The 24,087-nt window shown below is 62.8% G+C and carries 23 protein-coding genes, 1 tRNA gene and 1 pseudogene; 11 read left to right on the plus strand and 14 right to left on the minus strand.

Annotation, left to right across the window (positions count from 1 at the left end; all coding sequences use genetic code 11):
• Positions 1-219: 219 nt before the first annotated feature.
• Positions 220-642: a nucleoside-diphosphate kinase gene (gene ndk / locus AB4097_RS09350; RefSeq protein ID WP_009764527.1), complete on the minus strand. Its 423-nt coding sequence runs from the start codon at positions 640-642 to the stop codon at positions 220-222.
• Positions 643-805: 163 nt separating this feature from the next.
• Between ndk and AB4097_RS09355 the strand changes: the two genes are divergently transcribed.
• A complete protein-coding gene (locus tag AB4097_RS09355; RefSeq protein ID WP_442038752.1) occupies positions 806-1,210 on the plus strand; it encodes a DUF2147 domain-containing protein in 405 nt (134 codons plus the stop codon).
• 221 nt (positions 1,211-1,431) lie between these two features.
• Here AB4097_RS09355 and AB4097_RS09360 read toward each other — a convergent pair whose 3' ends face one another.
• The gene (locus AB4097_RS09360; protein ID WP_442038754.1) at positions 1,432-2,139 is read right to left on the minus strand and encodes a glutathione S-transferase N-terminal domain-containing protein; all 708 of its coding nucleotides are present in this window, start codon (positions 2,137-2,139) and stop codon (positions 1,432-1,434) included.
• 202 nt (positions 2,140-2,341) lie between these two features.
• On the opposite strand from AB4097_RS09360, the gene AB4097_RS09365 reads away from it, so the two are divergent.
• Positions 2,342-2,593, plus strand: a complete 252-nt coding sequence (locus tag AB4097_RS09365) for a hypothetical protein (RefSeq protein WP_442038756.1) — start codon at positions 2,342-2,344, stop codon at positions 2,591-2,593.
• A gap of 115 nt (positions 2,594-2,708) precedes the next feature.
• On the opposite strand, the gene AB4097_RS09370 is transcribed toward AB4097_RS09365, so the two are convergent.
• The 4 genes from AB4097_RS09370 to AB4097_RS09385 form a co-directional block, all read right to left on the minus strand.
• Positions 2,709-3,008, minus strand: coding sequence for a hypothetical protein (locus AB4097_RS09370; protein WP_442038758.1), 300 nt, complete (start codon positions 3,006-3,008; stop codon positions 2,709-2,711).
• 5 nt (positions 3,009-3,013) lie between these two features.
• Entirely contained in the window at positions 3,014-4,528 is a 1,515-nt protein-coding gene (gene gatA, locus AB4097_RS09375) for an Asp-tRNA(Asn)/Glu-tRNA(Gln) amidotransferase subunit GatA (protein ID WP_442038760.1), read from the minus strand.
• A gap of 116 nt (positions 4,529-4,644) precedes the next feature.
• Complete coding sequence (gene gatC, locus AB4097_RS09380) at positions 4,645-4,932, minus strand: Asp-tRNA(Asn)/Glu-tRNA(Gln) amidotransferase subunit GatC (protein WP_442038762.1); 288 nt, start codon at positions 4,930-4,932, stop codon at positions 4,645-4,647.
• A 211-nt stretch (positions 4,933-5,143) separates the two neighbouring features.
• Positions 5,144-5,845 (minus strand): metal-dependent hydrolase, encoded by a 702-nt coding sequence (locus AB4097_RS09385; protein WP_442038764.1) that lies wholly within the window; start codon positions 5,843-5,845, stop codon positions 5,144-5,146.
• Between the two features lie 129 nt (positions 5,846-5,974).
• On the opposite strand from AB4097_RS09385, the gene AB4097_RS09390 reads away from it, so the two are divergent.
• From AB4097_RS09390 to AB4097_RS09415, 6 genes are all read left to right on the plus strand, one after another.
• The gene (locus tag AB4097_RS09390; protein WP_442038766.1) at positions 5,975-7,240 is read left to right on the plus strand and encodes an ABC transporter substrate-binding protein; all 1,266 of its coding nucleotides are present in this window, start codon (positions 5,975-5,977) and stop codon (positions 7,238-7,240) included.
• The gene (locus AB4097_RS09395) at positions 7,237-8,214 is read left to right on the plus strand and encodes a carbohydrate ABC transporter permease (protein WP_442038768.1); all 978 of its coding nucleotides are present in this window, start codon (positions 7,237-7,239) and stop codon (positions 8,212-8,214) included. The genes AB4097_RS09390 and AB4097_RS09395 overlap by 4 nt, the downstream gene beginning before the upstream one ends.
• The gene (locus AB4097_RS09400; protein ID WP_442038770.1) at positions 8,211-9,035 is read left to right on the plus strand and encodes a carbohydrate ABC transporter permease; all 825 of its coding nucleotides are present in this window, start codon (positions 8,211-8,213) and stop codon (positions 9,033-9,035) included. The genes AB4097_RS09395 and AB4097_RS09400 overlap by 4 nt, the downstream gene beginning before the upstream one ends.
• Before the next feature lie 17 nt (positions 9,036-9,052).
• Positions 9,053-10,186, plus strand: a complete 1,134-nt coding sequence (locus tag AB4097_RS09405) for an ABC transporter ATP-binding protein (RefSeq protein WP_442038772.1) — start codon at positions 9,053-9,055, stop codon at positions 10,184-10,186.
• A gap of 199 nt (positions 10,187-10,385) precedes the next feature.
• Positions 10,386-10,946 carry a Holliday junction resolvase RuvX gene (gene ruvX, locus AB4097_RS09410; protein ID WP_442038774.1) on the plus strand — a complete coding sequence of 187 codons (561 nt, stop codon included), beginning with the start codon at positions 10,386-10,388 and terminating at the stop codon, positions 10,944-10,946.
• Between the two features lie 146 nt (positions 10,947-11,092).
• A tRNA-Gln gene (locus tag AB4097_RS09415) sits at positions 11,093-11,166 on the plus strand.
• A gap of 246 nt (positions 11,167-11,412) precedes the next feature.
• Here the strand turns inward: AB4097_RS09415 and AB4097_RS09420 are convergent.
• The 7 genes from AB4097_RS09420 to AB4097_RS09450 form a co-directional block, all read right to left on the minus strand.
• Positions 11,413-13,641 (minus strand): xanthine dehydrogenase family protein molybdopterin-binding subunit, encoded by a 2,229-nt coding sequence (locus AB4097_RS09420; RefSeq protein ID WP_442038890.1) that lies wholly within the window; start codon positions 13,639-13,641, stop codon positions 11,413-11,415.
• 5 nt (positions 13,642-13,646) lie between these two features.
• Positions 13,647-14,663 carry an FAD binding domain-containing protein gene (locus AB4097_RS09425; RefSeq protein WP_442038776.1) on the minus strand — a complete coding sequence of 339 codons (1,017 nt, stop codon included), beginning with the start codon at positions 14,661-14,663 and terminating at the stop codon, positions 13,647-13,649.
• The gene (locus tag AB4097_RS09430; RefSeq protein WP_442038778.1) at positions 14,660-15,190 is read right to left on the minus strand and encodes a (2Fe-2S)-binding protein; all 531 of its coding nucleotides are present in this window, start codon (positions 15,188-15,190) and stop codon (positions 14,660-14,662) included. The genes AB4097_RS09425 and AB4097_RS09430 overlap by 4 nt, the downstream gene beginning before the upstream one ends.
• Before the next feature lie 400 nt (positions 15,191-15,590).
• Entirely contained in the window at positions 15,591-16,439 is an 849-nt protein-coding gene (locus tag AB4097_RS09435) for a lysine/arginine/ornithine ABC transporter substrate-binding protein (RefSeq protein ID WP_442038780.1), read from the minus strand.
• A gap of 211 nt (positions 16,440-16,650) precedes the next feature.
• Entirely contained in the window at positions 16,651-16,962 is a 312-nt protein-coding gene (locus AB4097_RS09440; protein ID WP_442038782.1) for a hypothetical protein, read from the minus strand.
• Positions 16,963-17,651: 689 nt separating this feature from the next.
• On the minus strand, positions 17,652-17,900 hold the full coding sequence (locus AB4097_RS09445) for a hypothetical protein (protein ID WP_442038784.1): 249 nt from the start codon (positions 17,898-17,900) through the stop codon (positions 17,652-17,654).
• A 63-nt stretch (positions 17,901-17,963) separates the two neighbouring features.
• Positions 17,964-18,155 (minus strand): NepR family anti-sigma factor, encoded by a 192-nt coding sequence (locus AB4097_RS09450; protein WP_442038786.1) that lies wholly within the window; start codon positions 18,153-18,155, stop codon positions 17,964-17,966.
• 753 nt (positions 18,156-18,908) lie between these two features.
• Between AB4097_RS09450 and AB4097_RS09455 the strand changes: the two are divergent.
• Both AB4097_RS09455 and AB4097_RS09460 read left to right on the plus strand, forming a co-directional pair.
• Positions 18,909-19,516 (plus strand): annotated as a pseudogene (locus AB4097_RS09455) (replication protein RepA); the annotation flags it as partial.
• Between the two features lie 223 nt (positions 19,517-19,739).
• The gene (locus tag AB4097_RS09460; protein ID WP_442038788.1) at positions 19,740-20,747 is read left to right on the plus strand and encodes a 3'-5' exonuclease; all 1,008 of its coding nucleotides are present in this window, start codon (positions 19,740-19,742) and stop codon (positions 20,745-20,747) included.
• A 28-nt stretch (positions 20,748-20,775) separates the two neighbouring features.
• Here AB4097_RS09460 and AB4097_RS09465 read toward each other — a convergent pair whose 3' ends face one another.
• A complete protein-coding gene (locus AB4097_RS09465; protein ID WP_442038790.1) occupies positions 20,776-23,328 on the minus strand; it encodes a DNA translocase FtsK in 2,553 nt (850 codons plus the stop codon).
• A 356-nt stretch (positions 23,329-23,684) separates the two neighbouring features.
• Between AB4097_RS09465 and AB4097_RS09470 the strand changes: the two genes are divergently transcribed.
• Entirely contained in the window at positions 23,685-24,029 is a 345-nt protein-coding gene (locus tag AB4097_RS09470) for a VanZ family protein (protein WP_442038792.1), read from the plus strand.
• Positions 24,030-24,087: the final 58 nt, after the last annotated feature.

The raw sequence follows: 24,087 nt of genomic DNA on the forward strand, positions 1-24,087 counted from the left end.
CTTGTGCCGGTGATCTCGATCGGAAGGGTACGGCGCTTCACAGAAGCGGGATGGCCGGCACGAGGCCGGCCATGACGTGGTGGGTGCCATCCCCTTCGGCCCCAAGCCTGGAGAGGGAAGCACGAGAACGGGCTGCCAAAAGAAAAGGCCGCCGGAAGGCGACCTTTGGACGTGATCCCCTTCCCGGCCCTCAGGGCCGCCGGGGATGACAACGGCGTGTTAGCCGACGATCTCGTTGCCCGAGAAGAACTGGGCAATTTCGATCTTGGCGTTGTCGAGGCTGTCGGAGCCGTGAACCGAGTTCTCGCCGATGGACTTGGCGTAGAGCTTGCGGATCGTGCCCTCGGCGGCGCTCTCCGGGTTGGTGGCGCCCATGATCTCGCGGTAGCGGAGAACGGCGCCCTCGCCCTCGAGAACCTGGACGACGACCGGAGCGGAGATCATGAAGTCCACGAGCTCGCCGAAGAAGGGGCGCTCCTTGTGGACCGCGTAGAAGGTCTCGGCCTCGCGGCGGCTCATGAGGATGCGCTTCTGCGCCACGATGCGCAGGCCGGCGTTCTCGATGACGGCATTGACGGCGCCGGTGAGGTTACGCTCGGTCGCGTCGGGCTTGATGATGGAGAAGGTGCGCTCGATGGCCATGGGAACTCGCTTCTGAGATGAAATCGGAAAGTGCGGCGCTTATAACGGCGCACCCCTTGGGTCTCAAGCGCCTTTTGCCCCCGCCCGCTTGGAAAGCTTAATGGCCTCCCCTAATCTTTCAACCGGATGGGTCCGGTGAGGGCCGGAATAGAGGGAGTTTCCCATGAAACACGCGATCCTGGCCGCCTTAGGCCTTGCCCTTCTCTCTGTTCCGGCGCAGGCCCAGTCGGCCGATCCGAGCGGGACCTGGCTCACCCAGAGCGGCGATACGCGCGTGAGGATCGCCCGATGCGGGGCCGAATATTGCGGCACCATCGTGTCCTCCACCTATGAGAAGGATACGAACAATGCGGACCCGAAGCTCAGGGGCCGCAACATCGTGGGCGTTCGGATGATCTGGGACGCCAAACCGGAGGGGGACGGCTATAGCGGCCAGCTCTACAATCCCCAGGACGGCAAGACCTATACGGGCAAGCTCAAGGTCATGAGCCCGACGACCCTGCAGCTCTCCGGCTGCGTCCTCGGCGGCTTGATCTGCCGGTCGCAGAACTGGACGAAGACGAATTGAGATGCCGCCATTGTCGTTCCCGGCCGGAGCGTCAGCGGAGGAGAAGGGAATCCATATCTCTGCGCTAGATCGTGGATCCCCTTCCCGGCCTTACGGCCGCCGGGGATGACGTCGCGAAAAGCGAGGCGCTTCACAAAGGCGGATGGGCGGCACGAGGCCGGCCATGACGGAAAGGTCTCACCCGTTCGTTCCCGGAAAAGGGCTGGATAGGACAGTGGTTTCTACCGCGCCCTCTGGCCGAACAGCACCGCCTGAACCTTCGGGTCCGTCAGGTCGGTCTTCTCCCGGTCTTCCGAACTCACCTTGATGCCGCGCAGGACCGCGGGTCGGGCGAGAACCGTTTCCAGCCAGCGCTTGGCGTACGGAAAATCGTCGATGTTCTGGCCCTGGCGCTCCCACAGCTTCGCCCAGGGGGCGATGGCCATGTCGGCGATGGAATACTCGCCCGCCACGAATTCCCGATCGGCGAGGCGCTTGTTCAGCACGCCGTAGAGACGGTTGGTCTCGTTGGTGTAGCGCTCGATGGCGTAGGGCACCTGTTCCGGTGCATAGATGCGGAAATGGTGCGTCTGGCCGAGCATGGGGCCGAAGCCGCCCATCTGCCAGAACAGCCATTGATCGACCTCGACCCGCCCGCGCTCGTCCTGCGGATAGAACTTGCCCGTCTTACGGCCGAGATATTGCAGGATCGCGCCGGATTCGAACACGGAGATCGGCTGCCCGTCGGGGCCGTCGTGATCGACGATGGCGGGCATCTTGTTGTTGGGCGAGATCGCCAGAAATTCCGGCTCGAATTGTTCGCCCTTGCCGATGTTGACCGGATGGATCGCGTAAGGCAGCCCGCATTCCTCGAGCATGATGGTGATCTTCCATCCGTTCGGAGTCGGCCAGTAATAGAGATCGATCGGTTGCTGCGCGGAAGCCGCCATGGATTTCCCTCTCCTTACGTAATGCACGCGTCCGTGCGGGACGTTAAGACATAAGATCGGGATGCGCACCCTCATGCGCAATGAAATTCCGTGGAAAGGGGATCATGGCAGTCCCTCAGAGGTTGCATACCACTTGCCATGTTACATAATTCCAATTGAATATCCGGAGCGCCCTGAAGAAGCGCCGATAGGGGATCAGACCATGAACCGAATTGTGAACTCCGTTCTCGTTGCCGCAATGGCGCTGTCGATGGCAGGAGCCGCCCATGCCGCCGCCGAGATGAAGCCGAAGAAGGAGCCGACGGCCGCCCAGCTCGCGGCTCGCGAGCGCATGAGCAAATGCAGCGCGGAATGGAAGGAGGCCAAGGCTGGCGGCAAGCTCGCCAAGGACGCCAAGTGGCCGAAATTCTGGAGCGAGTGCAATACGCGCCTCAAGGGTGGCACGAAGGCTTGAGGTCTGTCTGCGGACGTGGATTCCAAGCCGCGTCCGGCGCTTTGAGTTTTTGGCTTTGCGCATCGTTTCGCGCAAAGCCAGTTGCCACTCAGACGTTTGATTCTCTAGCCGAGATTTAACGCCTGACCACGCGGCGTGCGGCATAGGCGCTGCTGGCCCACAGCATCGCGGCGACGAAGCGGACCGGGAACAGGGTCAGGCCGTCGGACCGCACCGGCGCAATCCAGGGCAGTCCCAGGCTGCTGATCCCCCAGGAGACGAGCACCGACACGGCCAGGGCGATCATGCCGATGATCAGCACCTTGCCGAACTGGTCGGCCTTCCAGCCGAACCAGACCGCGATGAGGATCAGGACCGGATCGAAGGCCGCCGGCAGCCAGTCCCAGAGATGGATGACGGGAACGGTGGGATGCACGCCGTTCAAGCCCACCAGGCCTGGGGCAGTTTGATGCGGCCGGCGGATTCCTCGATCACCTGCCCGGCCGCGAAGAGGGTCTCCTCATCGAAGGCCCGGCCGATAAGCTGGAGGCCGAGCGGCAGCCCCTGCGCGTCGCGCCCGGCCGGAACGGCGATGCCCGGCAGGCCGGCCATGTTCACCGTCACGGTGAAGATGTCGTTGAGATACATCTCGACGGGATCGCCCGAGCCCTTCTCGCCGATGCCGAAGGCCGCGGACGGCGTGGCCGGGGTGAGGATGGCATGAACTCCTTTAGCGTAGACTTCCTCGAAGTCCCGCTTGATCAGGGTGCGCAGCTTCTGCGCCCGGACGTAATAGGCATCGTAATAGCCGGCCGACAGCACATAGGTGCCGATCATGATGCGGCGCTTGACCTCGCGGCCGAAGCCGGCGGCGCGGGTCTTCTCGTAGAGCTCGACGATGTCCCGGCCGTTCTCGCGCAGGCCGTAGCGCACGCCGTCATAGCGGGCGAGGTTAGAGGACGCCTCGGCCGGGGCCACGATGTAATAGGCCGGCAGCGCATACTTGGTGTGCGGCAGGGAAACCTCGACGATCTCGGCCCCGGCGGCGCGCAGGTACTCGGCGCCCTGGTGCCAGAGCTGCTCGATCTCGGGCGACATGCCGTCGACCCGGTACTCCTTCGGAATGCCGATCTTGAGGCCCTTCACGCCACGGGAGACGGCGGCCTCGAAATCCGGCACGGGAAGGTCGACGCAGGTGGTGTCCCGGTCGTCGGGGCCCGCCATGGAGCGCAGCATGATGGCCGTGTCGCGCACGGTGCGGGCGATGGGGCCGGCCTGGTCCAGGGACGAGGCGAAGGCCACCGTGCCCCAGCGGGAAACGCGCCCATAGGTCGGCTTGATGCCGACCGTGCCGGTGAAGGCCGCCGGCTGGCGGATCGAACCGCCGGTATCGGTCGCGGTGGCGCCCAGGCACAGGTGAGCGGCGACCGCCGCCGCCGAGCCGCCCGAGGAGCCGCCGGGCACCAGATGGGTGCCTTCGATGGCGCCGGACGCGCCGGCGCTCACGTTCGAGCCCTCCCGCCGCCAGGGCGAGACCACCGGCCCGAAAGCGCTGGTCTCGTTGGAGGAGCCCATGGCGAACTCGTCCAGGTTGAGCTTGCCGAGCATCACGGCGCCGTCGTTCCAGAGGTTCCGGGTGACGGTGGATTCGTAAGGAGGGTTGAAGTTGCCCAGGATCTTCGAGCCCGCCGTCGTGGTCACGCCGTCGGTGCAGAACAGGTCCTTGATGCCGAGCGGAATGCCCTCGAGCGCTCCACCCTCGCCCCTGGACAGCTTCTCGTCCGAGGCCTTGGCCATGGCGAGCGCCTTTTCCGGCGTCTCGAGCACATAGGCGTTGAGCGCCCTGGCCTTTTCCATGGCGGCGAGATGGGCCTTCGCGAGCTCGGTGGCGGAGAAGGACTTGGCCTTCAGGCCGTCGCGGGCTTCGGCAATCGTGAGATGGGTCAGTTCGGTCACGGGATCATCCTGTCATCCCGGACGCTGCCCTGCAGCGATCCGGGATCGTCTGGAAGAAATAACTGGTTTGCGCAATCCCGGCTCTCCGCTGACGCTCCGGCCGGGATGACGAATTCTCATTCAACCACTTTGGGCACGAGGAAGAAGTTGTCCTCAGTGGCGGGGGCGTTCCGGATGATCTTGTCCGCATAGCCGCCATCGGTCACGCCGTCCTGGCGCTTCTTCATGACCATGGGGGTCACGGAGGTCATCGGCTCGATGCCCTCCACGTCCACCTCGTTGAGCTGCTCGACGAAGGAGAGAATCGCGTTGAGCTCGCCCTGGAGATGAGGCACCTCCGCATCCGTCACGGCAATGCGCGCCAGATGGGCGATGCGGCGGACCGTTTTCTCATCGACCGACATGAATGGTCTAACCTCTTGGAATTCTGCTGGGCGGCCTATAGCACCCGCCCGCCTCGGGGGGCAATGTTGGATGTGGGGGAAGGCCCATGCCGCGACGCCACCCTCAAACGTCATGGCCGGCCTTGTGCCGGCCATCCCGATACGGAAAAGCGCCGCGCTTCATACAATCGGGATCACCGGGACAAGCTCGGTGATGACGTGGAGGCTATCTTTAGATCGTCACGCCCACCGTCTTGTGCGGCACGACCACCTGGATGCCCTTGCCGTCCAGGGCCGCGATAAAGCGATCGGCGTTGGGGACGAGCGGCGGGAAGGAGGCGTAGTGGCACGGGATGGCGACTTTGGCGCCACTGAAATAGCGCTCGACCGCCAGGGCCGCGACCTCCGGGCCCATGGTGAAGCGGTCGCCGATGGGCACGATGACCACGTCGGGCTGATGGATCTCGGCGATCAGGGCCATGTCGCCGAAGATGTCCGTGTCGCCCATGTGGTAGATGGTCGGCTCGCCCGGAGTCTTGACGATGATGCCGTTGGCGTTGCCGAGCGGGAAGTTCACGTCCATCTCCACGAGGCCCGCGGAATGGTCCGCCCGCACCAGGGTGACGGTGAAGCCGTCCTGGTCCGTCGTGCCGCCCGTGTTCATGGGATCGATGTTCTGGACGCCCTGCTTGGCGAGATACATGCAGAGCTCGAAATTGGTGACGACCTTGGCGCCCGTCGCCTTCGCAATGTCGGCCGTATCGCCCACATGGTCCCCATGGCCGTGGGTGACGAGGATGTGCGAGATCCCCTGGGTGATCTTGCCCTTATCGCCCTCGAACGCCGGATTGCCGGTGAAGAACGGATCGATGAGCACGGCCCTGCCGGCGAAATCGAGCCGGAAGGCGGAATGACCGAACCACGTAATTTTCATGGAAATACCCTCGCTTTCGGCAACATGAGATGGGGCAGCCGCGCCCCTGACCACGTTCCACAGGAACAAATCCGAAGGTCGGGCTTTAAGAAGCTAAGCAATAAACATCAAGCCTGCAGGAGGATTGCCATGTCCCGCCTCATCGCCAGCGTTGCCGCAGCCGCCGGGCTCCTTGCCTCCACCAGCGCATGGGCCGTCGAGATTTCAATCTCGTGCAGCGCGCTCGGCAAGGAATACGAAATCTGCAAGCAGGGCACCGACGCCTGGGCATCGAGGACCGGCAACACGGTCAAGATCGTCTCGACGCCCAACTCCGCCACGGAGCGCCTTGCGCTCTACCAGCAGCTTCTCGCGGCGGGCGCCGGGGATATCGACGTGTTCCAGATCGACGTAGTCTGGACTGGCATCCTGGGCAATCATCTGCTGGATCTGACCTCCAAGGCGCAGGGCACCATCGGCGACCATCTTCCCGCCATGGTCGAGACCAGTCGTGTCGAGGGCAAGCTGATGGCGGTGCCGTGGTTCGCCGATGCGGGCCTGCTCTATTACCGCAAGGACCTTCTGGACAAGTACAAGCGGCCCGTGCCGCAGACCTGGGCCGACCTCACCGAGACCGCCCGCCTCATCCAGGAGGGCGAGCGCAAGGACGGCCGCAACGAGTTCTGGGGCTATACCTGGCAGGGCCGCGCCTATGAGGGCCTGACCACCAACGCGCTCGAGTGGATAGCCTCCTACAACGGCGGCACCATCGTGGACGAGAAGGGAGAGGTGACGGTCGAGAACCCCAAGGCCGCCGAGGCTCTGAAGATTGCCGCCGGCTGGGTCGGCACGATCACGCCCGAGGGCGTGCTCAACTATACGGAAGAGGAAGCGCGCGGCGTGTTCCAGGCCGGCAATGCCGCCTTCATGCGCAACTGGCCCTATGCCTGGGCGCTGGCGCAGGGTGCCGACAGCACCATCAAGGACAAGGTCGGCATCGCGCCCCTGCCGAAAGGCGGCGCGGACGGTCGTCACGCTGGAACGCTCGGCGGCCAGCTTCTCGCCGTGTCCAAATATTCGAAGAACGCCGATGCCGCGACCGATCTCGTCATGTACCTGACGAGCGAGGCCGAGCAGAAGCGCCGCGCGGTCGAAGGCGCCTTCAACCCGACCATCGTGTCGCTCTACAGCGATGCTGACATCGCCAAGGCCAATCCTTTCATCGGCGACCTCGTCGACGTATTCAGCAATGCAGTCGCCCGACCTGCCACCGTGACGGGCCAGAACTACAACAAGGTCTCCACCGAGTTCTTCAACGCGGTGCATCAGGTTCTCTCGAAGCGTTCCGAGCCCGCGCAGGCACTCAACCGCCTCGACCGCGACCTGAAGCGGATCAAGCGCAACGGCTGGCAATGATCATGGGCAGCGCCGTCGCTGAGGCCGGCGCTCCGGTGCAGGAGGCTGCAAAGGGACGCCGTTCGTCGCTGACACGTTCGCGCGTCAGGGCGGCATGGCTCTTCATCGCGCCGAGCCTGATCGTCGTCGCGCTCATCGCGGGCTGGCCCCTCGCGCGGACGATCTGGTTCAGCTTCACGGATGCCAGCCTCAACGACCTGAGCGACTACAAATTCATCGGCCTCGAAAACTACCTCGCCCATTACGACGGCGAGTGGTTCGGGATCCTGATCGAGCCCGACTGGTGGCGCTCGGTTTGGAACACCTTGTGGTTCACCCTCGTCTCCGTCTCGCTCGAAACGGTTCTCGGCATCGTCGTGGCGCTGATCCTGAACGCGGCGTTCCCGGGCCGCGGCCTCATGCGGGCCATCATCCTCATCCCCTGGGCGATCCCGACCATCGTGTCGGCCAAGATGTGGAGCTGGATGCTGCACGACCAGTTCGGGGTGATCAACGACCTCCTCCTGCGCATCGGCCTGATCGCCGCGCCGGTCTCCTGGACGGCCAATGCCGACACGGCCCTGTGGGCCGCCGTCATGGTGGATGTCTGGAAGCACACATCCTTCATGGCCCTGCTCATCCTCGCGGCCCTCCAGATGCTGCCGCAGGACATCTACGAGGCGGCGAAAGTGGACGGGGTCTCGCCTGTCCGGGTGTTCTTCCGCGTGACCCTGCCGCTCATCAAGCCGGCGCTGCTCGTCGCTGTGATCTTCCGCTCCCTCGATGCCCTGCGGGTCTTCGATCTCATCTACGTCCTGACGTCGAACTCCAAGGACACGGCCTCCATGTCCGTCTATGCGCGCCAGCAGCTCGTCGATTTCCAGGAAGTGGGGCTCGGCTCTGCAGCATCGACGCTGATCTTCCTCATCATCGCCCTCGTGGTCGTGATCACGCTCGCGGCCGGACGCGTCCGGCTCGGTGAGGATCCGCGATGAAATTGCTTGCCCGAACCGGCTTCTGGCTGCTCGTGATCGTCATCGCGTTCTTCGCGCTCTTTCCGTTCTATTACGCGATCATCTCGTCGTTCCGTACAGGGAGCGCCCTGTTCTCGGTGGCCTATCTTCCGGAGAGCTTCGATCCGTCGAACTATATCGCCGTGTTCGAGCGCCAGCCCTTCGGCCGCAACATCCTGAACTCCATCATCGTGTCGGGCTCGGTAGTGGTTCTGTCGCTGGGCTTAGGCATCACGGCGGCCTACGCCTTCGGACGCATCGCCTTTCGCGGCCGCTCGCTGCTGCTCATGACGATCCTGGCCGTTTCCATGTTCCCGCAGGTAGCCGTGCTCGCCGGCATGTTCGAGCTGATCCGGGCTTTCGGCCTCTACAACACCCTGCCGGGCCTGATCCTCGCCAACCTCATGCTCACCCTGCCCTTCACGATCTGGGTGCTCACGACCTTCATGCGCGAGCTGCCGAAGGAGATCGAGGAGGCCGCCTTCGTCGACGGCGCGACGCCGTGGATCGTGGTTCGGCGCGTGTTCCTGCCGCTCATGGCACCGGCCGCCGTGACCACGGGGCTCCTCGCCTTCATCGTGTCTTGGAACGAGTTTCTCTTCGCCCTCACCTTCACGCTTACCAACGAACGGCGCACCGTGCCGCCCGCCATTGCCCTCATGAGCGGCTCGACCGCCTATGAGCTGCCCTGGGGCACGATCATGGCGGGCTCCGTCATCGTAACCATCCCGATCATCGTCCTGGTGCTTGTGTTCCAACGCAAGATCGTCGCGGGCCTCACGGCCGGCGCGGTGAAGGGCTAGTTCAGGAAATCTGCGCAATGGCTGATGTCGTCCTCAAGAACGTCCAGAAATCCTTCGGTCGTGTGAAGGTCATCCACGGCGTCGATCTCGCTATCCGCGACGGCGAGTTCGTGGTCTTCGTCGGCCCGTCTGGCTGCGGGAAATCCACGCTGCTACGTCTCATCGCCGGGCTCGAGGACATCACGGCGGGCGATCTCTTCATCGGCGGCGAGCGCGTGAACGATCTCGTGCCGGCCAAGCGCGGCATCGCCATGGTGTTCCAGTCCTACGCGCTCTACCCGCACATGAACGTCTACGACAACATGGCCTTCGGACTGGAACTGGCGAAGTCCTCGAAGGGTCAGATCGACGCCAAGGTGCGCGAGGCCGCGCGCATGCTGCAGATCGACACCCTTCTCGACCGCAAGCCGAGGCAGCTCTCCGGCGGCCAGCGCCAGCGGGTCGCCATCGGCCGCGCCATCGTGCGCGACCCGAAGGTCTTCCTCTTCGACGAGCCCCTGTCCAATCTCGATGCGGCGCTTCGCGTGCAGACCCGCATCGAAATCGCCAAGCTCCACAGCGACACGGGCGCAACGATGATTTACGTGACGCACGATCAGGTGGAGGCGATGACGCTGGCCGACCGCATCGTGGTGCTCAACGGAGGACGGATCGAGCAGGTCGGCACGCCGCTGGAGCTCTATCACCGGCCGGCCAATCTCTTCGTGGCCGGCTTCATCGGCTCGCCGCAGATGAATTTCATCGAATGCCAGGTCGCTGGTGTCGGGCCGGACGAGGTGCTGGTGGGCCTTCCCAACGGCGGCACCCTGTCCGTTCCCGCGGCTCCGGAATCCGTCCAGCCGGGCGAGGCCGTCACCCTCGGCGTCAGGCCCGACCACATGCGGGTCAGCGCCCAGGGCTCCCTCACGGGACGAGTCGAGCTGGTGGAAGAGCTTGGCGAGAACCACCTGCTCTACGTTGACATCGGCCAGGGCCGCCGCCTGACCGTCCGCGAGCCGGGCGACGCGCGCCATGAGGTCGGTAGCACCATCGGCCTCGACCTCGCCCCCGAGTCCTGCCACCTCTTCAAGCGTTCCGGAGAAGCGCTGCCGTCCCGCGCCGGCACCGCAAGTCCTGCTCCCTCATCTCCCGATCTGACGAGCGCAGCGTGACATGAGTTTGTCATTCCCGGCCGGAGCGTAGCGAAGGGGAAGGGAATCCACCCGCAGGCTCACCATCATGGATCCCCCTTCCCGGCCCGACGGCCGCCGGGGATGATACCTGCGCATTTGAACTCCGCTCTCCCGTCTCGACGCCGGCCTACTTCCTCTATACTGGCTGAAAGCCGGCAGATGCACGAGGAGGCCGCCCATGATCTCACGAGACGACGAACTGGTCGCCTTCATCGACGGCCTGCCGCCCCGCGCCCGGCTCATGGGCCTCGATCTCGGCACCAAGACCATCGGCCTCGCCCTCTCGGACGTGGAGCGGCGCATCGCTACCCCGCTGGAGACGATCAAGCGGGTGAAATTCACCCCCGATGTGGGCCGCATCAAGGATCTCGTCGCCCGCTACGAGGTCGGCGGCCTCGTCTTCGGCCTGCCGCTCAACATGGATGGCACGGAGGGCCCCCGCTCCCAGGCGACCCGCGCCTTCGTGCGCAACATGAAGCCCCTCCTGCCGCTGCCCGTCCTGTTCTGGGACGAGCGCATGTCCACCATGGTGGTGACCCGCACGCTCCTCGACGCGGATGCGTCCAGGGCCAAGCGGGCCGACGCGGTCGACAAGATGGCCGCCGCCTATATCCTCCAGGGCGCCCTCGACCGCTACGAGCGCATCGCGGCCGACGCCGAGGACGCGGCGGACGAAGCCGCCCTCCGGTCCGGCCTCGACCTGGACTCCCCGCCGGAAGGCGGCGCACTCGACGATTAGCGGAAGACCCGCCCGAACCCCATTTCAAGGCTTGACGCGCCCCCAAAAGCCCCCTATCTCACCGCCAACCGCGACGCCGGTTTCGAATCCCCGCCTCCGATGCTGAGACAAAGCCTCAGGAAAGGCCAAGGGTTCGATGGCTTCGATGGGGGATAGTTTAATGGTAGAACAGCGGACTCTGACTCCGTTAGTCTTGGTTCGAATCCAGGTCCCCCAGCCAGCCCAAGCAACTGAGAAGACTGAATTTTTGTCATCTGCACCACGAAGCTTCTTAGCCGTGCCACCGCTCTATCACTATTCGACATCAACATTGGCAGGTTCGAGAACCTGAAACGTGTTCGAACGATATTGCCATCCGAAGAATGATCGACCGCTGATAGCGTAGCAAGCCAGCAGCGATCACATGGGCCGGATCTAGTACTAAAGCCGAGATTTAAGGCCACTTCGGGTGTGCTTGCGCCCTGGTCTACTGGAAAACCTTGTCCAATGTGATGGGCAGGTCGCGGACACGCTTCCCGGTCGCGTGATAGACCGCGTTGGCGATCGCGGCGGCAACGCCGACGATGCCGATCTCGCCCAAACCCTTGATGCCGAGCGGGTTGATGCTGTCGTCCGGCTCGTCGACGAAAATCACCTCGACATCGTGTATGTCGGCGTTCACCGGCACGTGGTATTCCGCGATGTTGGCGTTCATGACGCGCCCGAAGCCGTGATCGAGGAGCGTTTCCTCGTGCAGCGCCATGCCGATGCCCCATACCACCCCGCCCAGAATCTGGCTGCTGGCGGTCTTGGTGTTCAGGATGCGTCCCGCCGCGACCGCACTGACGACGCGGGTGACACGGATAACCCCGAGCTCCTCGTCTACCTTGACCTCGGCGAAGACTGCCGAATGCGTGTTGTGGGAATGCGCTTCGTTCTTAGGAAAATGCGTTGTCTCTTCCCGCTCGATGCGATCGACGCCGCCATGCCGCATGGCGTCTGCAATCGACACCGTGCGGGCCGGATCCTTGTCGCTCACGAGCTTGCCGTCGGCGAGCCGGACGTCATCGGGCCCAACGTCCGAAAGCGGCGAATTCGGCACCGTCTTGGCGAGGTTCAACAATTCGCGGCGGATCGCGCTGGAGGTCGTCACGATCCCGTTGGCGACCGAGGCCGCAATCCATGACCCTCCTTCGACGGGCGATTGCGGCAGGGTCGAGTCGCCGAGCTTGACGCTGATGTTCTCGAGCGGAAGGCCCAGCATGTCGGCTGCGACCTGAGCCATGATCGTGTAGGTGCCGGTGCCGATGTCGGAGGTCGCGCAGGACACCTCGGCGTGACCATTGGCGGTGAGCACGATGCGCACCGCGATCGGCACCTGCAATGCCTCCCAGACGCCGGTCGCCATTCCCCAGCCCACCAGCTCGCTGCCATCGCGCATCGAGCGCGGCTCAGGGTTGCGCTTGTCCCAGCCGAACGCTTCGGCGCCTCTGTGGTAGCATTCCCGCAGGTTCTTGCTGCTGTAGGGCCGGTCGGCGATCTGATCGCGGTCCGAATAACAGCGCAATCTCAGATCGAGAGGATCGAGCCCGAGCGAGACCGCCAGCTCGTCCATCGCGCATTCGAGAGCATAAACGCCGGTCGCTGCGCTCGGTGCGCGCATGTCGCACGAGGTTGGAAGGTCAAGCGGCGCGAGCCTGTGCGCGTATGTCGTATTGGGGCACCGATAGAGCAGGCCGGACCAGCCGGTCTCCTGCCGGTAGAAGTGCTCGTACTGCGAGGTCACGGTGACGGCGTCGTGCGCAATCGCCTCAAGGGATCCATCGGCTTTGGCACCGAGATCGATCCGCTGGGTCATGGCCGGCCGATAGCCGAGCCCGTACATCTGCTGCCGGGTGAGCCCGACACGCACAGAGCGCTTTAATGCGAGCGCCGCCAGCGCGGCGAGCACCACCTGATATTGCGGCCGCAACCCTGAGCCGAACGCACCGCCCGTGAAGGGTGAGAGCACGCGAACGCGGTCCGGTGCGAGCTCGAGCGCGCCGCAGAGATAGCGTTGGACATTCTGAACGCCCTGGGTCTTGTCGTAGATGGTGAGCTTGCCGTCGTGCTCATACATCACTGTCGAGGCATAGAGCTCGATCGGGTTGTGATGCTCGATCGGGACGGAATACTCGCCCTGATGGCGCACGGCCGCTGCCGCGAGCGCCGCCTTGGCGTTGCCGCGCGGCTTTGGCGGGGCGAAGGGATTCGAGCCGGGGTCCGCAGCGGCTTTCAAGACAGACGCTCCATCGCGCTGGCGTTGCATGTCCGTGACGTGCGGCTCCTCATCGTAGTCGACCTGAACCAGGGAGGCGGCGAACTGAGCGGTCTCCAGATCGTTGGCCACGACCAGCGCCACCGGCTGGCCGTCGAACAGGATCGTGTCACCGTATAAAGGACGGAAGGGCGTACCGTCTGGAGTCAGGTCGTCCTTGTAGCCGCTGTCGCTGGCGGCCATCCGAGGCCGGTTCGTGTGCGTGAGTACGTCGATCACGCCGTCGACCCGCAGGGCATCGCTCACGTCGATGCGCGCGATCCTGCCCTTGGCGATGGTGGATGTGACGACGCTGCCGTGAGCAAGGTCCGCAGCCTTGGGTTCTGCTGCGTATTTTGCCGCGCCCGTGACCTTCGCATGGCCATCGACGCGGGATGTGGCGGTGCCGATATAGGTCATGACAGTCACCGGATCTTCTTGATGGCCTGGACTTGAGGCGTGCCACGCGCGGCCTGCGTCAACGTGCGCTCGATTGCACGACGGGCAAGGCCGATTTTGAAATCATTGTGCCCGAAGCCACGGCTATTCTGCAGCAGGATGTCGGCTGCTTTGGCGAAGGCCCCACGATCAGGAGCCTCGCCCTGCAAGGCCGCTTCGGCCTCCGTCCTCCGCCAGGGCTTGTGAGCTACGCCGCCGAGCGCAAGCCGCGCTTCCTTGATGAGCCCGTTCTCGAGTTCCAGGGCCGCCGCGACCGACACGAGTGCGAACGCATAGGACAGTCGGTCCCGGATCTTCAGGTAGCTGTAATTGCCAGCGAAGCCGTTGGGCGGCAGCTCGACGGCGACAATGATCTCGTCCGGCGCGAGATTGGTGTCGATCTCCGGGGTATCGCCCGGCAGGCGGTGGAAATCGGCGAAGGGGATCGCGCGCTCGCCGGAGGGCCCTGCGACGTGCACCATGGCCTCGAGAGCCGCGAGTGCGACGCACATGTCGGATGGATGCGTCGCAATGCAGGTATCACTCGTCCCAAGGATGGCATTCGTGCGGTTGATGCCGGTGATTGCGGAGCAGCCGCTGCCGGGCTCGCGCTTGTTGCATGGGGTCACTGTGTCATAGAAGTACAGGCACCGCGTGCGCTGCATCAGATTTCCGCCGGTCGATGCCATGTTGCGCAATTGCTGCGACGCACCCGCCAGGATCGCGCTCGACAACAAGGGATAGTGCGCTTCAACCAGCGAATGGTAGGCCAAGTCGCTGTTCGGCACGAGGGCGCCGATGCGCAAGCCCCCGCTCGGTGTTTCCTCGACGGTCCTGAGTGGCAGATGCGAGATGTCGATGAGCCGCCCGGGGCGCTCGACATCATATTTCATCAGGTCCACTATGTTGGTGCCCCCGGCGATGAATCTGGCATCCGGATCGGCGGCGATCTGGCGGAGAGCGTCGCCAACGTCGGTCGCTTGGGCAAATTGAAAGTTGATCATGGCTTGCTTCCCATCACAGCCATGGCCTGCTGGATCGCCGCAACGATCCGGGGATACGCACCGCAGCGGCAGATATTTCCGCTCATCAGTTCGCGGATCTCGTCAGCGGTGTGCGCCCTGCCTTCGCCGATCAGGGCAACGGCCGACATGATCTGGCCGGGTGTGCAGTAGCCGCACTGGAAAGCGTCGTGGTCGATGAAGGCCTGCTGCACCGGGTGCAGAGCACCATCCTTCGCCAATCCTTCGACGGTGATCACTCGAGCGCCCTCCAGCCTGATCGCGAGGACAAGACAGGACGTCACCCGGCGTCCATCCACGAGCACTGTGCAGGCGCCGCATTGGCCGTGATCGCAGCCCTTCTTGGTGCCGGTCAGATCCAGATCTTCGCGCAGCGCGTCGAGCAAGGTCGTCCACGGTGCAACGGTCAGCGTGCGCGCCACGTCGTTGACATGAAGCGTGATCGTCACCTTTGAGGGCAGTGAAAGGCTGTTCCGGCCCTCTCGGGCCTCTCGCAAGGGTTTGTCCATGGGGGATCGTCCAACCAGACGGCGTTGTCACGTTACGCGGTGTGGCGGAGAGGTCGTACGGATCCTGCTCCGGATCACGCTACCATTGATTTACAATCTGCCTACCGAACGGCGAAGTCAAGACACCGGCGCGTGGATGTAACGCCGCCTAGGAGTGATCGATGTCACCCTTGCCTGTGAGAAGGTCCAGGGGTGATCCGAGGCAAACTCGGGACAGGGTGTCGCGGTTCGCAAACTTGCATGCCTCAGCAGACGATATTCCATATCCTGACGACCGCCGGGCCTGCAGTCTCTTCGACCGACGCTCTGCCATCCTTTTGAGGCGATCCGTGTTGTTCGTACGGAACCCGCATCCGTTCTTAGGCCCTGAGCACTCACCTGAGAGCCGGGAATTGAACCGCTAGCCCTGCGGCGTGACGTCGACCTTGAACCACTTCATCGACAGGGTCTTGGCGGTGCCATCCTGAATGGACGAGTGAATGGCGTTGTTGAATTTGGTCTTCAATTCGGCGTCGTCCTTACGCAAGCCGATGCCGATTCCTCCGCCGAGCACCCCACCCGTCAGTGAGGGGCCGACGAGCGCGTATCCGGTTTTGAAATCGGGCTTTTCAAGCGTCCCCATGATCTGGGTCGCACCGGCGAACACGGCATCGAGGCGACCAGACGCGAGATCGAGATCGTGCTGCTCCACGGTCTTATACTCGCGAATATCCACGCTATCCTTCAGGTACTTGTCGGCGAAGGCGGGCTGGATGGTCGAGACCTGCACACCGAGAGTCTTGCCCTTCAGCAAGGGTTTGATGGTGTCGATAGCTTTTTCCGCCTCCGCAGGTTGGCTGGAGAGATTGTAGGATTGCCCCGTGCCCGGCATTTTGGCGAGCGGCGAGTCCTTGGCAACGAGGAAGCCGTTCGGGGAATCGGCGTAACGGTCGCTGAAGTCGATGGCTTTCCGGCGCTCTTCGGTGATGGTCATGGCATCCATGATGGCATCGAACTTCTTCGCATTCAGGGCCGGGATCATGCCATCCCAGTCTTGAGCGACGATCTCACATTTCACCTTCATGCGGGCGCAGAGGTCATTGGCGAGGTCGATCTCGAAGCCCTCGAGCTTGCCGCCTGCACCGGTGAAGTTCCACGGCGCGTAGGCTCCCTCCACGGCGATCCTCACCGTTCGGTCCTGGGCCATCGCGGGGCCGGCGGCAAGCATTCCGGAGAAGAGAGCAACACTGAGCAGTTTCGCGAATGTCATCGGAGTCTTCCTGAGGCGAAGATTGATCGTCGAGCCAAAGTCGCCCGCATCATCGAACGAGAGCCGGAACGCTAGACCATCGAGCCCAAAAGCGGAACGCCTTTCGGGACCGATGGCCATCGTCGCGGACGCATGGGTCAGTGCGGACCTCTAATTCCGCACGATGCGCTCGTCACTGGTTATCGTTGTTTTTCCTCCTCACGGAGAACCGTCAAGTGGTCTTTCGGCTGCCTCTGCCGCCAGGCCCCTCCCCTGACGAGCCGCCAAGGGCGCCTGTCAGGACCTCGCCTGCGGCTCCGATGGCAGCCGCGGCGACCTCAAGCGGAGCAGCAACGATCTCGGCGCCCAAGCTTCCAGCAGCCGATACGGCTTTCCTGCCTTCCTGCGCGCCACCAGCCTGCTTTGCCTGTCCTTCTCCCTGGGGCTTCTCCAGCACGTTCGCAATCGCCCTGAGTGCCTCTGCCATCACGGCGCGAGCCTGTGGTGAGGTGAGCGTCGTCTCGAGCGACGAGAGCCATGCCATCGGGTTCATCATGCTCGCTTGCGAGCGGGACGCCGCTGTGGATCGCGACCGCGCCGCACCAGAGGTCGAGCGGGGTTTCCTCTGGGTTCCCGCAGAGGACCGGGACTTCGCCGGAAGGGCCTGAGACTTAGACATGGACCGTGAGTTGGCCATTGCCTTGGGTTGCGCACGCTTGGGAGCGCCAGTCTGCTTTACGGACGCCGATCGCGAGGTCGACTTTGACGCCGATTTCGCCGGTGTTTTCCGGCTCTTGCTCGGTTGAGAAGATCCACCCTTCGTGTTCGTAGCCATGATCGTACCTTCATCTGCTGGGTCGTACCCCGACCGTAACGAGGAGAAATTGTCCCCAATCATGACAATGTCAGCATGCCGGTTCGGTTCGACCGGCGTGATCGGCAGATGCAGGTTTGTGATGGGCCGTGGCAGAGTCGCGCAGAGGCAAGGTCGGGAGCCTGGCAGCGTGTGCAGGGTCCAGGTGGCTTCCCGAGGCTTTCGAGCTCTGGAGCCTAGGTCGAAACTGGATTTCTGACGAATGACACGGCCGGTCTCGTCCAGGAGCTCCTTTGCAGAGGCAATGCGACAGAAACGGACACTGCCCCGTCCATCCCTCCTGTCCAACCGGACGATGTGAAGATCGGAGCGGCATGAGGAGATAGAGACGGCTCTGCCGGTCGGTCAAGAAACCTGTTTCAACTGAGCCTGTATTGAGCCTGTATCATGTCGAGCAATTGCTCATCGGAAACGTTCCGTTCCCAATCGCCGGGCAGTTCGATGCGCACGGATTGCGCACCACCGGACGGCGTGCAAACCACCTTATAGACGTCATCCTTCCCATCGACTCGAGCCGCCTCGGCCTTCTCCGGATCCTTACCCAGGCCTGAGAAGGCCTGGATACAGGTCCATGTGATGCCCTCGGGGTCCGTGACTTCGCGAGGCATGGGGCTGACCGCTCCTGGTGACCGTCGAGTCTCGACAACGGCGTACCGGCGGCTCTGTTCCGCTCAAGCCTCCTTGCGCCCGCGTTCGCGCTCGACTCGCCGTAGCGCGAGCAGCAGATCGATCTGCTCATCGGGGATCGGCTGCCCCTCGATCTCCGCGAAGACAGCTTGGAGGTGGGCTCCGATCTGCTCCCGTGCATCAGAGCCAAGGCGCGGGCGCAGCTCCTTCTGATCCAGATTTCCCTCGATACTCATCGGGCTCCCTATTGCTACTCCGCCCCAGAAAATTCGACTGTGAGCCAGCCTTGTCATTCGGGAATGATCTGCAACCATGGTTAATAGATCGTCAACATCCGTCACTGGACGCACCGGCGGGGTCCTGATGCGTAACAGCATCTCGACAGGATTGTGCATCCGAAGAACGAGTACCGGGGACACCGTCGCGTCCAAGATACCTGAGCTCTGGATCAACGAAGAGTTCGATTCGCCCCTCTTTGCTGGAGAACGATGTCCTCCTTCCAATGCGCTGCCAGATATCGATCGGAGGCGGAAAACTTCCTCAAAAAATCAACTGCATCAGACCCATAAGTAAGTATTTGAATCGATTCAGATTCAGGAAGAGTATGAGTCGGGTATATGCAGAGAGGAAAAACTCTTGCACTTCCAAAGCTTAACCTCGGCCGCCGCATAGAAGTCTGCGTGGGCGCGTATCGAATTCTGCGTAACCATGCATGCGATTCAGCGTGACAAAACGGCTTGCCGCATAGGGGTCTGCGCAGACACGTATCGGATTCAGCGCGGCCATCGAGCTAGAGCTGTTTCCACTGACGTGGAATCAGCTCTCTTCTTTGCTTTGCCGCATTTTTGGACGGTGAACCGGATCCACTTCACCGAAAAATGCTCTAAATGCTTCTGAGATGGCCCCAAATTCCGAGCACATCGGCATTGAACTCTGCGTCGCTCCGGATGCCTCTTTCCATTGCCGCTTGAAACTTGGATGCAATACCAGCGGACAGTCTCTCCGGTTTCATCAAGCAGATGGGCTTTCCGGTGACAGGAGGCGAGCGCGGAACCCTGAGGCAATTCAAGGAACAATTGAACCGGCTTGCAGCCTGTACGATGCAGATCGGCCTCTGGGCTGGCTCTTCACGATCGAGCACCCTGAACGTCCCCCGTTCCGGCAGCTTGATATCTGGTTGACCGGCAACTCCGATCAGGGCCTGCTATGGTCGAACACCGTTTAGTTCCACGCGGATTTCTACGACAACCTCATTCAGCATGCGCTGCCGGTTGACATCCGGGCTGCGCGTGCCTTCTCCGGCTCGGCACGGAAGCTCGATATGCTGTTCTGGCTCGGGTACCGGTTGCGTACGGTCCAACGGCCGCTGAAGCTGACCTGGGACAACCTGCACCAGCAATTCGGTTCGGACAACGCGAGCATCAGGAGCTTCAAGCAGGCCTTCAAGGGCGGCCTGGCTCACATCAAGGAAGTTTTTTCGCGATTGCGTGTTTCACTCGACGACGCAGGCATGCTCCTGCTCCCGACGGATCCCGGCAAACTTCTTGTCCAGCCTAAACGCCCGAAAGTGGAAAAGCTTTCCGCATCAGCCGCTTAACATCGCAGACTTGGATTCGCGTACGGTCGGCCTGATCGCCGGACCAGCAGGAGATTCGCGATATCCGCATTCCACATGTCGCGTTTCGATGTCCTTAAGAACGTCGAACTGAAGACGGAGGCGGAATTCTCGGTCCGCTCATTAACCCACCGGCGACAGGTCCTGCTCCATGGTGCGCAGCTTCAGTCAAAACCATCGATGACCGCCATAGGAGTAGTGCCAAATGCAGGGACAGGCCGATCTGTTTCTCGGAGTGGTCGAGACTGCCCCGCCAATCCAGAAGTCCGCCACCCCTCGCATCCCCGTCAGCCGGCAGGAACAGAAACGCACCTTCCGCCTGCATCCTGCCGACTTCGAGACAGCGGTCGATGCTTTGGAGTCAAGTGGGCAGTACCGCGTTCTGCGCCGCCTCCAGCCCCGGCCCGTCGTCGCACCGCGCATCTCGGTCCCAGGCGAAAGGATTGCTGTCATCGTAGACACCGAAACCACCGGTCTCGACCAGACGCGGGATGAAATCATCGAGATCGGCATGGTGGCATTCTCGTACCACGAGGATGGTCGCATCGGCGATGTCGTCGGCACCTACAGCGCCTTGCGGGAGCCGACGGTCCCGATCACCCCCGAAATCACGCGTCTGACCGGAATCACGTCTGAGATGGTGAAGGGGCATACGATTGACTTGGATGCCGTCGAGGCGTTCATCCAGGCCGCTCATCTGGTGATCGCTCACAACGCCCGCTTCGACCGGCCCTTCTGTGAACGCCTGGCCCATGGCTTTTCGCTGAAGGCCTGGGCCTGCTCCCATGCGGAGGTGTCCTGGTCGGACTTCGGCTTCGAGGGCTCGAAGCTGGGTTACCTGCTGTCTCAGTGCGGATGGTTCCATCAGGGTCATCGTGCGGTCGAGGACTGCCATGCCCTTCTGGAAGTGTTGGTGGCTCCGCTCCCTGGGAATACAGATTGTGCCATGTCCCATCTGCTGGCTTCAGCCCGGAAGGCCCTGCTGCGGATCTGGGCGGAAGGCTCTCCCTTCGACATGAAGGACAACCTCAAGAAGCGAGGTTACCGTTGGAACGATGGAACGAACGGTCGGCCGAAATCATGGTTTATCGAGATTGCCGAGGATGCCTATGAGGCGGAGATGAAGTTCCTGCGGCAGGAGATCTACCGCAGGGACGTGGAGCCGTTCACTCAGAGGATCACGGCATTCGAGCGGTTTCGCGCCGCCTCGTAAGTCTTGGCGGCGCTTGTTTGCTCTTGCGTTAAGCCTCGAACTCTCCCCGCAGGATCTCGCGCTTGCCGGCATGGTTGGCCGGGCCCACGATCCCTTCCTTTTCCATGCGCTCCATGATGGACGCCGCCCGGTTGTAGCCGATCTGCAGCCGGCGCTGGATGTAGGATGTCGACGCCTTCCTGTGCCGTAGGACGATGCCGACCGCCTGCTCGTAGGCATCCCCCGATGCGAAACCGGCATCGTCATCATCGACGGGCAGCTCCGGGACCTCCAATTCCTCCGGGGCCTCATCATCAGCCGTGACGGCATCGAGATAGACCGGCTCACCCTGGGCCTTGAGATGCGTGACGACTTTCTCGACTTCGATATCCGAGCAGAACGGCCCGTGCACGCGCGTGATCCGCCCGCCGCCGGCCATGTACAGCATGTCGCCTTGGCCTAAGAGCTGCTCRGCGCCCATCTCGCCGAGGATCGTGCGGCTGTCGATCTTCGAGGTCACCTGGAACGAGATCCGGGTCGGGAARTTCGCCTTGATCGTGCCGGTGATCACRTCGACGCTCGGCCGCTGCGTCGCCAGGATCACGTGAATGCCGGCCGCTCTGGCCATCTGGGCCAGGCGCTGGATCGCGCCTTCGATCTCCTTGCCGGCCACCATCATCAGGTCGGCCATCTCGTCGACGATCACCACGATGTAAGGCATCGGCGTCAGGTCGATCGTGACCTCCTCGTAGACGGACTTTCCGGTTTCCTTATCGAACCCCGTTTCGATGGTCCGCGTAATCACCTCACCACGGGCTTTCGCCTCGACCACGCGGGCGTTGAAGCCGTCGATGTTGCGCACGCCGAGCTTCGACATCTTGCGGTAGCGGTCCTCCATCTCGCGCACCGCCCAGCGCAATGCGATGATCGCCTTCTTCGGGTCGGTGACCACCGGGGTGAGCAGATGGGGAATGCCGTCATAGACACTCAATTCGAGCATCTTGGGATCGACCATGATCAGGCGGCACTGCTCCGGGGTAAAGCGGTACAGCAGGGACAGGATCATGGTGTTGATCGCCACCGACTTGCCCGAGCCGGTGGTGCCGGCGACGAGCAGGTGCGGCATGCGGGCGAGATCGGCGATCACCGGTTCGCCGCCGATGGTCTTGCCGAGGCAGATCGGAAGCTTCTGAACCGATCCCTGGAAATCTGCTGCTTCCAGCATCTCCCGGAGGTAGACCGTCTCCCGGGTCGCGTTCGGAAGTTCGATGCCGATGGCGTTTCGTCCGGGGATCACCGCAACGCGCGCCGAGACGGCGCTCATGGAGCGGGCGATATCCTCCGAGAGCGCGATGACCCGCGAGGATTTGACACCTGGAGCAGGCTCGAGTTCGTACAATGTGACCACAGGCCCGGGATGAACGTGAATGACCTCGCCCTTCACCCCGAAGTCGCGGATGACCTTTTCCACGCGGCCGGCCCGCTCCTCGAGGATATCCTCGGTGAGAATCTCACCCTCTCGCGGCGGCGGCGGGGCGAGCAATTCGATGGACGGAAGCTCATAACTAGCGCTCTTTCTCCGCTCCTGAACCGTCCGCTCGGGCACCGGGAACTCGATCACCTTAGCCACCTGGCCTGACAGTGCCGGAGGGGCATCCTCCACCATCATGCTGACGACCGGTTCAGCCGAGGTTTCCTGGCATTCGGCGGCGGCAGGCAGCTCGTTCACCATTCCTGCGGGTGCAAACTCGTTGCCGAACAAGGCCAAATACCCCAGATCGATCCCGTCAGCCGCATCATGCACGACTGCGTCTCCCGAGGCAGGCTCAGCAACGTCCGACGCAACCACTTCTTCCGATTCCAGGGGCGAAAGGCCGCGCTCCCCAGGCGCAGCGGGCCACTCGAACTCATTCGCGTCGTACGTTTCCTCGGCAGGTGTCCCTAGGTCGAAGCTCTCAGCTTCTGCCGGAGTGTCATCGATCAGGAAGGATCCGGGCGTGATGGCCACCTGATAGAGGCTCGAGTGGAAAGCGAATCCTGAGAAGACCGGATGCATAGGAGAGACTGGAACAGGCAGGAGCAGTTCCGCGGAATCGGAGAGCCCTGTCTCAACAGTCAACTGGTCAGTATTCTCTTCGGCGGTCGTATCGATGACGGTCTCCTGGCTTGCGTTTGCGTAAAAATCTTCCAGGACGGGATCATCGTCGACGGTCAGTTCAATATCCTCCGCAATGGGGTCATGGCAGACATGAGCCGCCTCTTCCTCTGACTGTTCATTTGAAGGCACTCCCTCCGCAGATCGGGAATCGAGCTTCGTCTCGAAAACATGGGCGTCGGTCGACCTCGCCTCTATGGCGGCACGAAGCCGCTCGATGCGGCTGTGGATCGTATCCTGGGCCGCCTGATCCTCCTCACGCGCTGCACGGGCAACTTCAATTCCCTCATCGGCGATCAGGGCCACGACGTTGGTCTCGATCTGCTTTTTGATGAAGCGGTCGGGTGTGCGCGTTGCCCTCACATCCTTGGACAGCTCAAAGGCCGGCCACCACCCGGGCTGGGTCTCTCCAACCGACGACCACGGCGCCTGCCAGGCGAACTGCATGCTGGCCTCGACCTGTGGGCCCTCCGTCCTTGCAACCTCCGAGGCCGCTGCCGAATCCCGATCGTCATGCTGAATCGCGCTCGGAAGAAAATCGTTGGGTTTGAATGAGTTACGCATGAGTGCTTGCAAATCCATTGAGGCAAAAGCAGAGGAACTGCTCCCGTCCGGGACTGTCGCTCATGGGGGTAAAGAGAGAGTTATTGGACGGCAGGATGCCCGGGATGTCCCTGCCGATGATCGGCAGCCGAAGAATGGATGCCCCCCTTTCTCGTCCCGCCCGCCCTGCAGGCAAGACCGGATGGGTGAGCGCAAAAGGGCAATGTTCGGCTTCGGCACGATGCGCTAGACAGGTCACCATGACGCCCAAGATTTTCTTCCGCTGGGTCGCATGGCTTCTCGTCGGTGCGATCGCAATCTTCACCCTTGCGCCCATCGAGTTCCGGCCTCTCAGCGGGGCGCCTGTCAGCCTGGAGCGATTTGGCGCCTTCGTGGTGATCGGAACGATGTTCTGCCTGGGCTATCCGGGGCACCGCCCCCGGATCCTCGTTCTGCTGATCGGAATGATCGGCCTGCTGGAAGTCACACAGAACTATGTCCCAGGCCGGCATGGCCGCTTGCCCGACGGCATGGTGAAAATGTCGGGCGCCTTGATCGGCGCGGCGTTCGCCATGCTCCTGACCCGCGGAAAGCGGTCCTCGTAATCAGCCTGGTCTCAGGACGAAGCCGCTGCGCGTCTCTGTCGTCGATGGGGCTCCTCCA

It is taken from the genome of Microvirga sp. 2MCAF35, from assembly GCF_052115545.1.
Classification (GTDB): domain Bacteria; phylum Pseudomonadota; class Alphaproteobacteria; order Rhizobiales; family Beijerinckiaceae; genus Microvirga.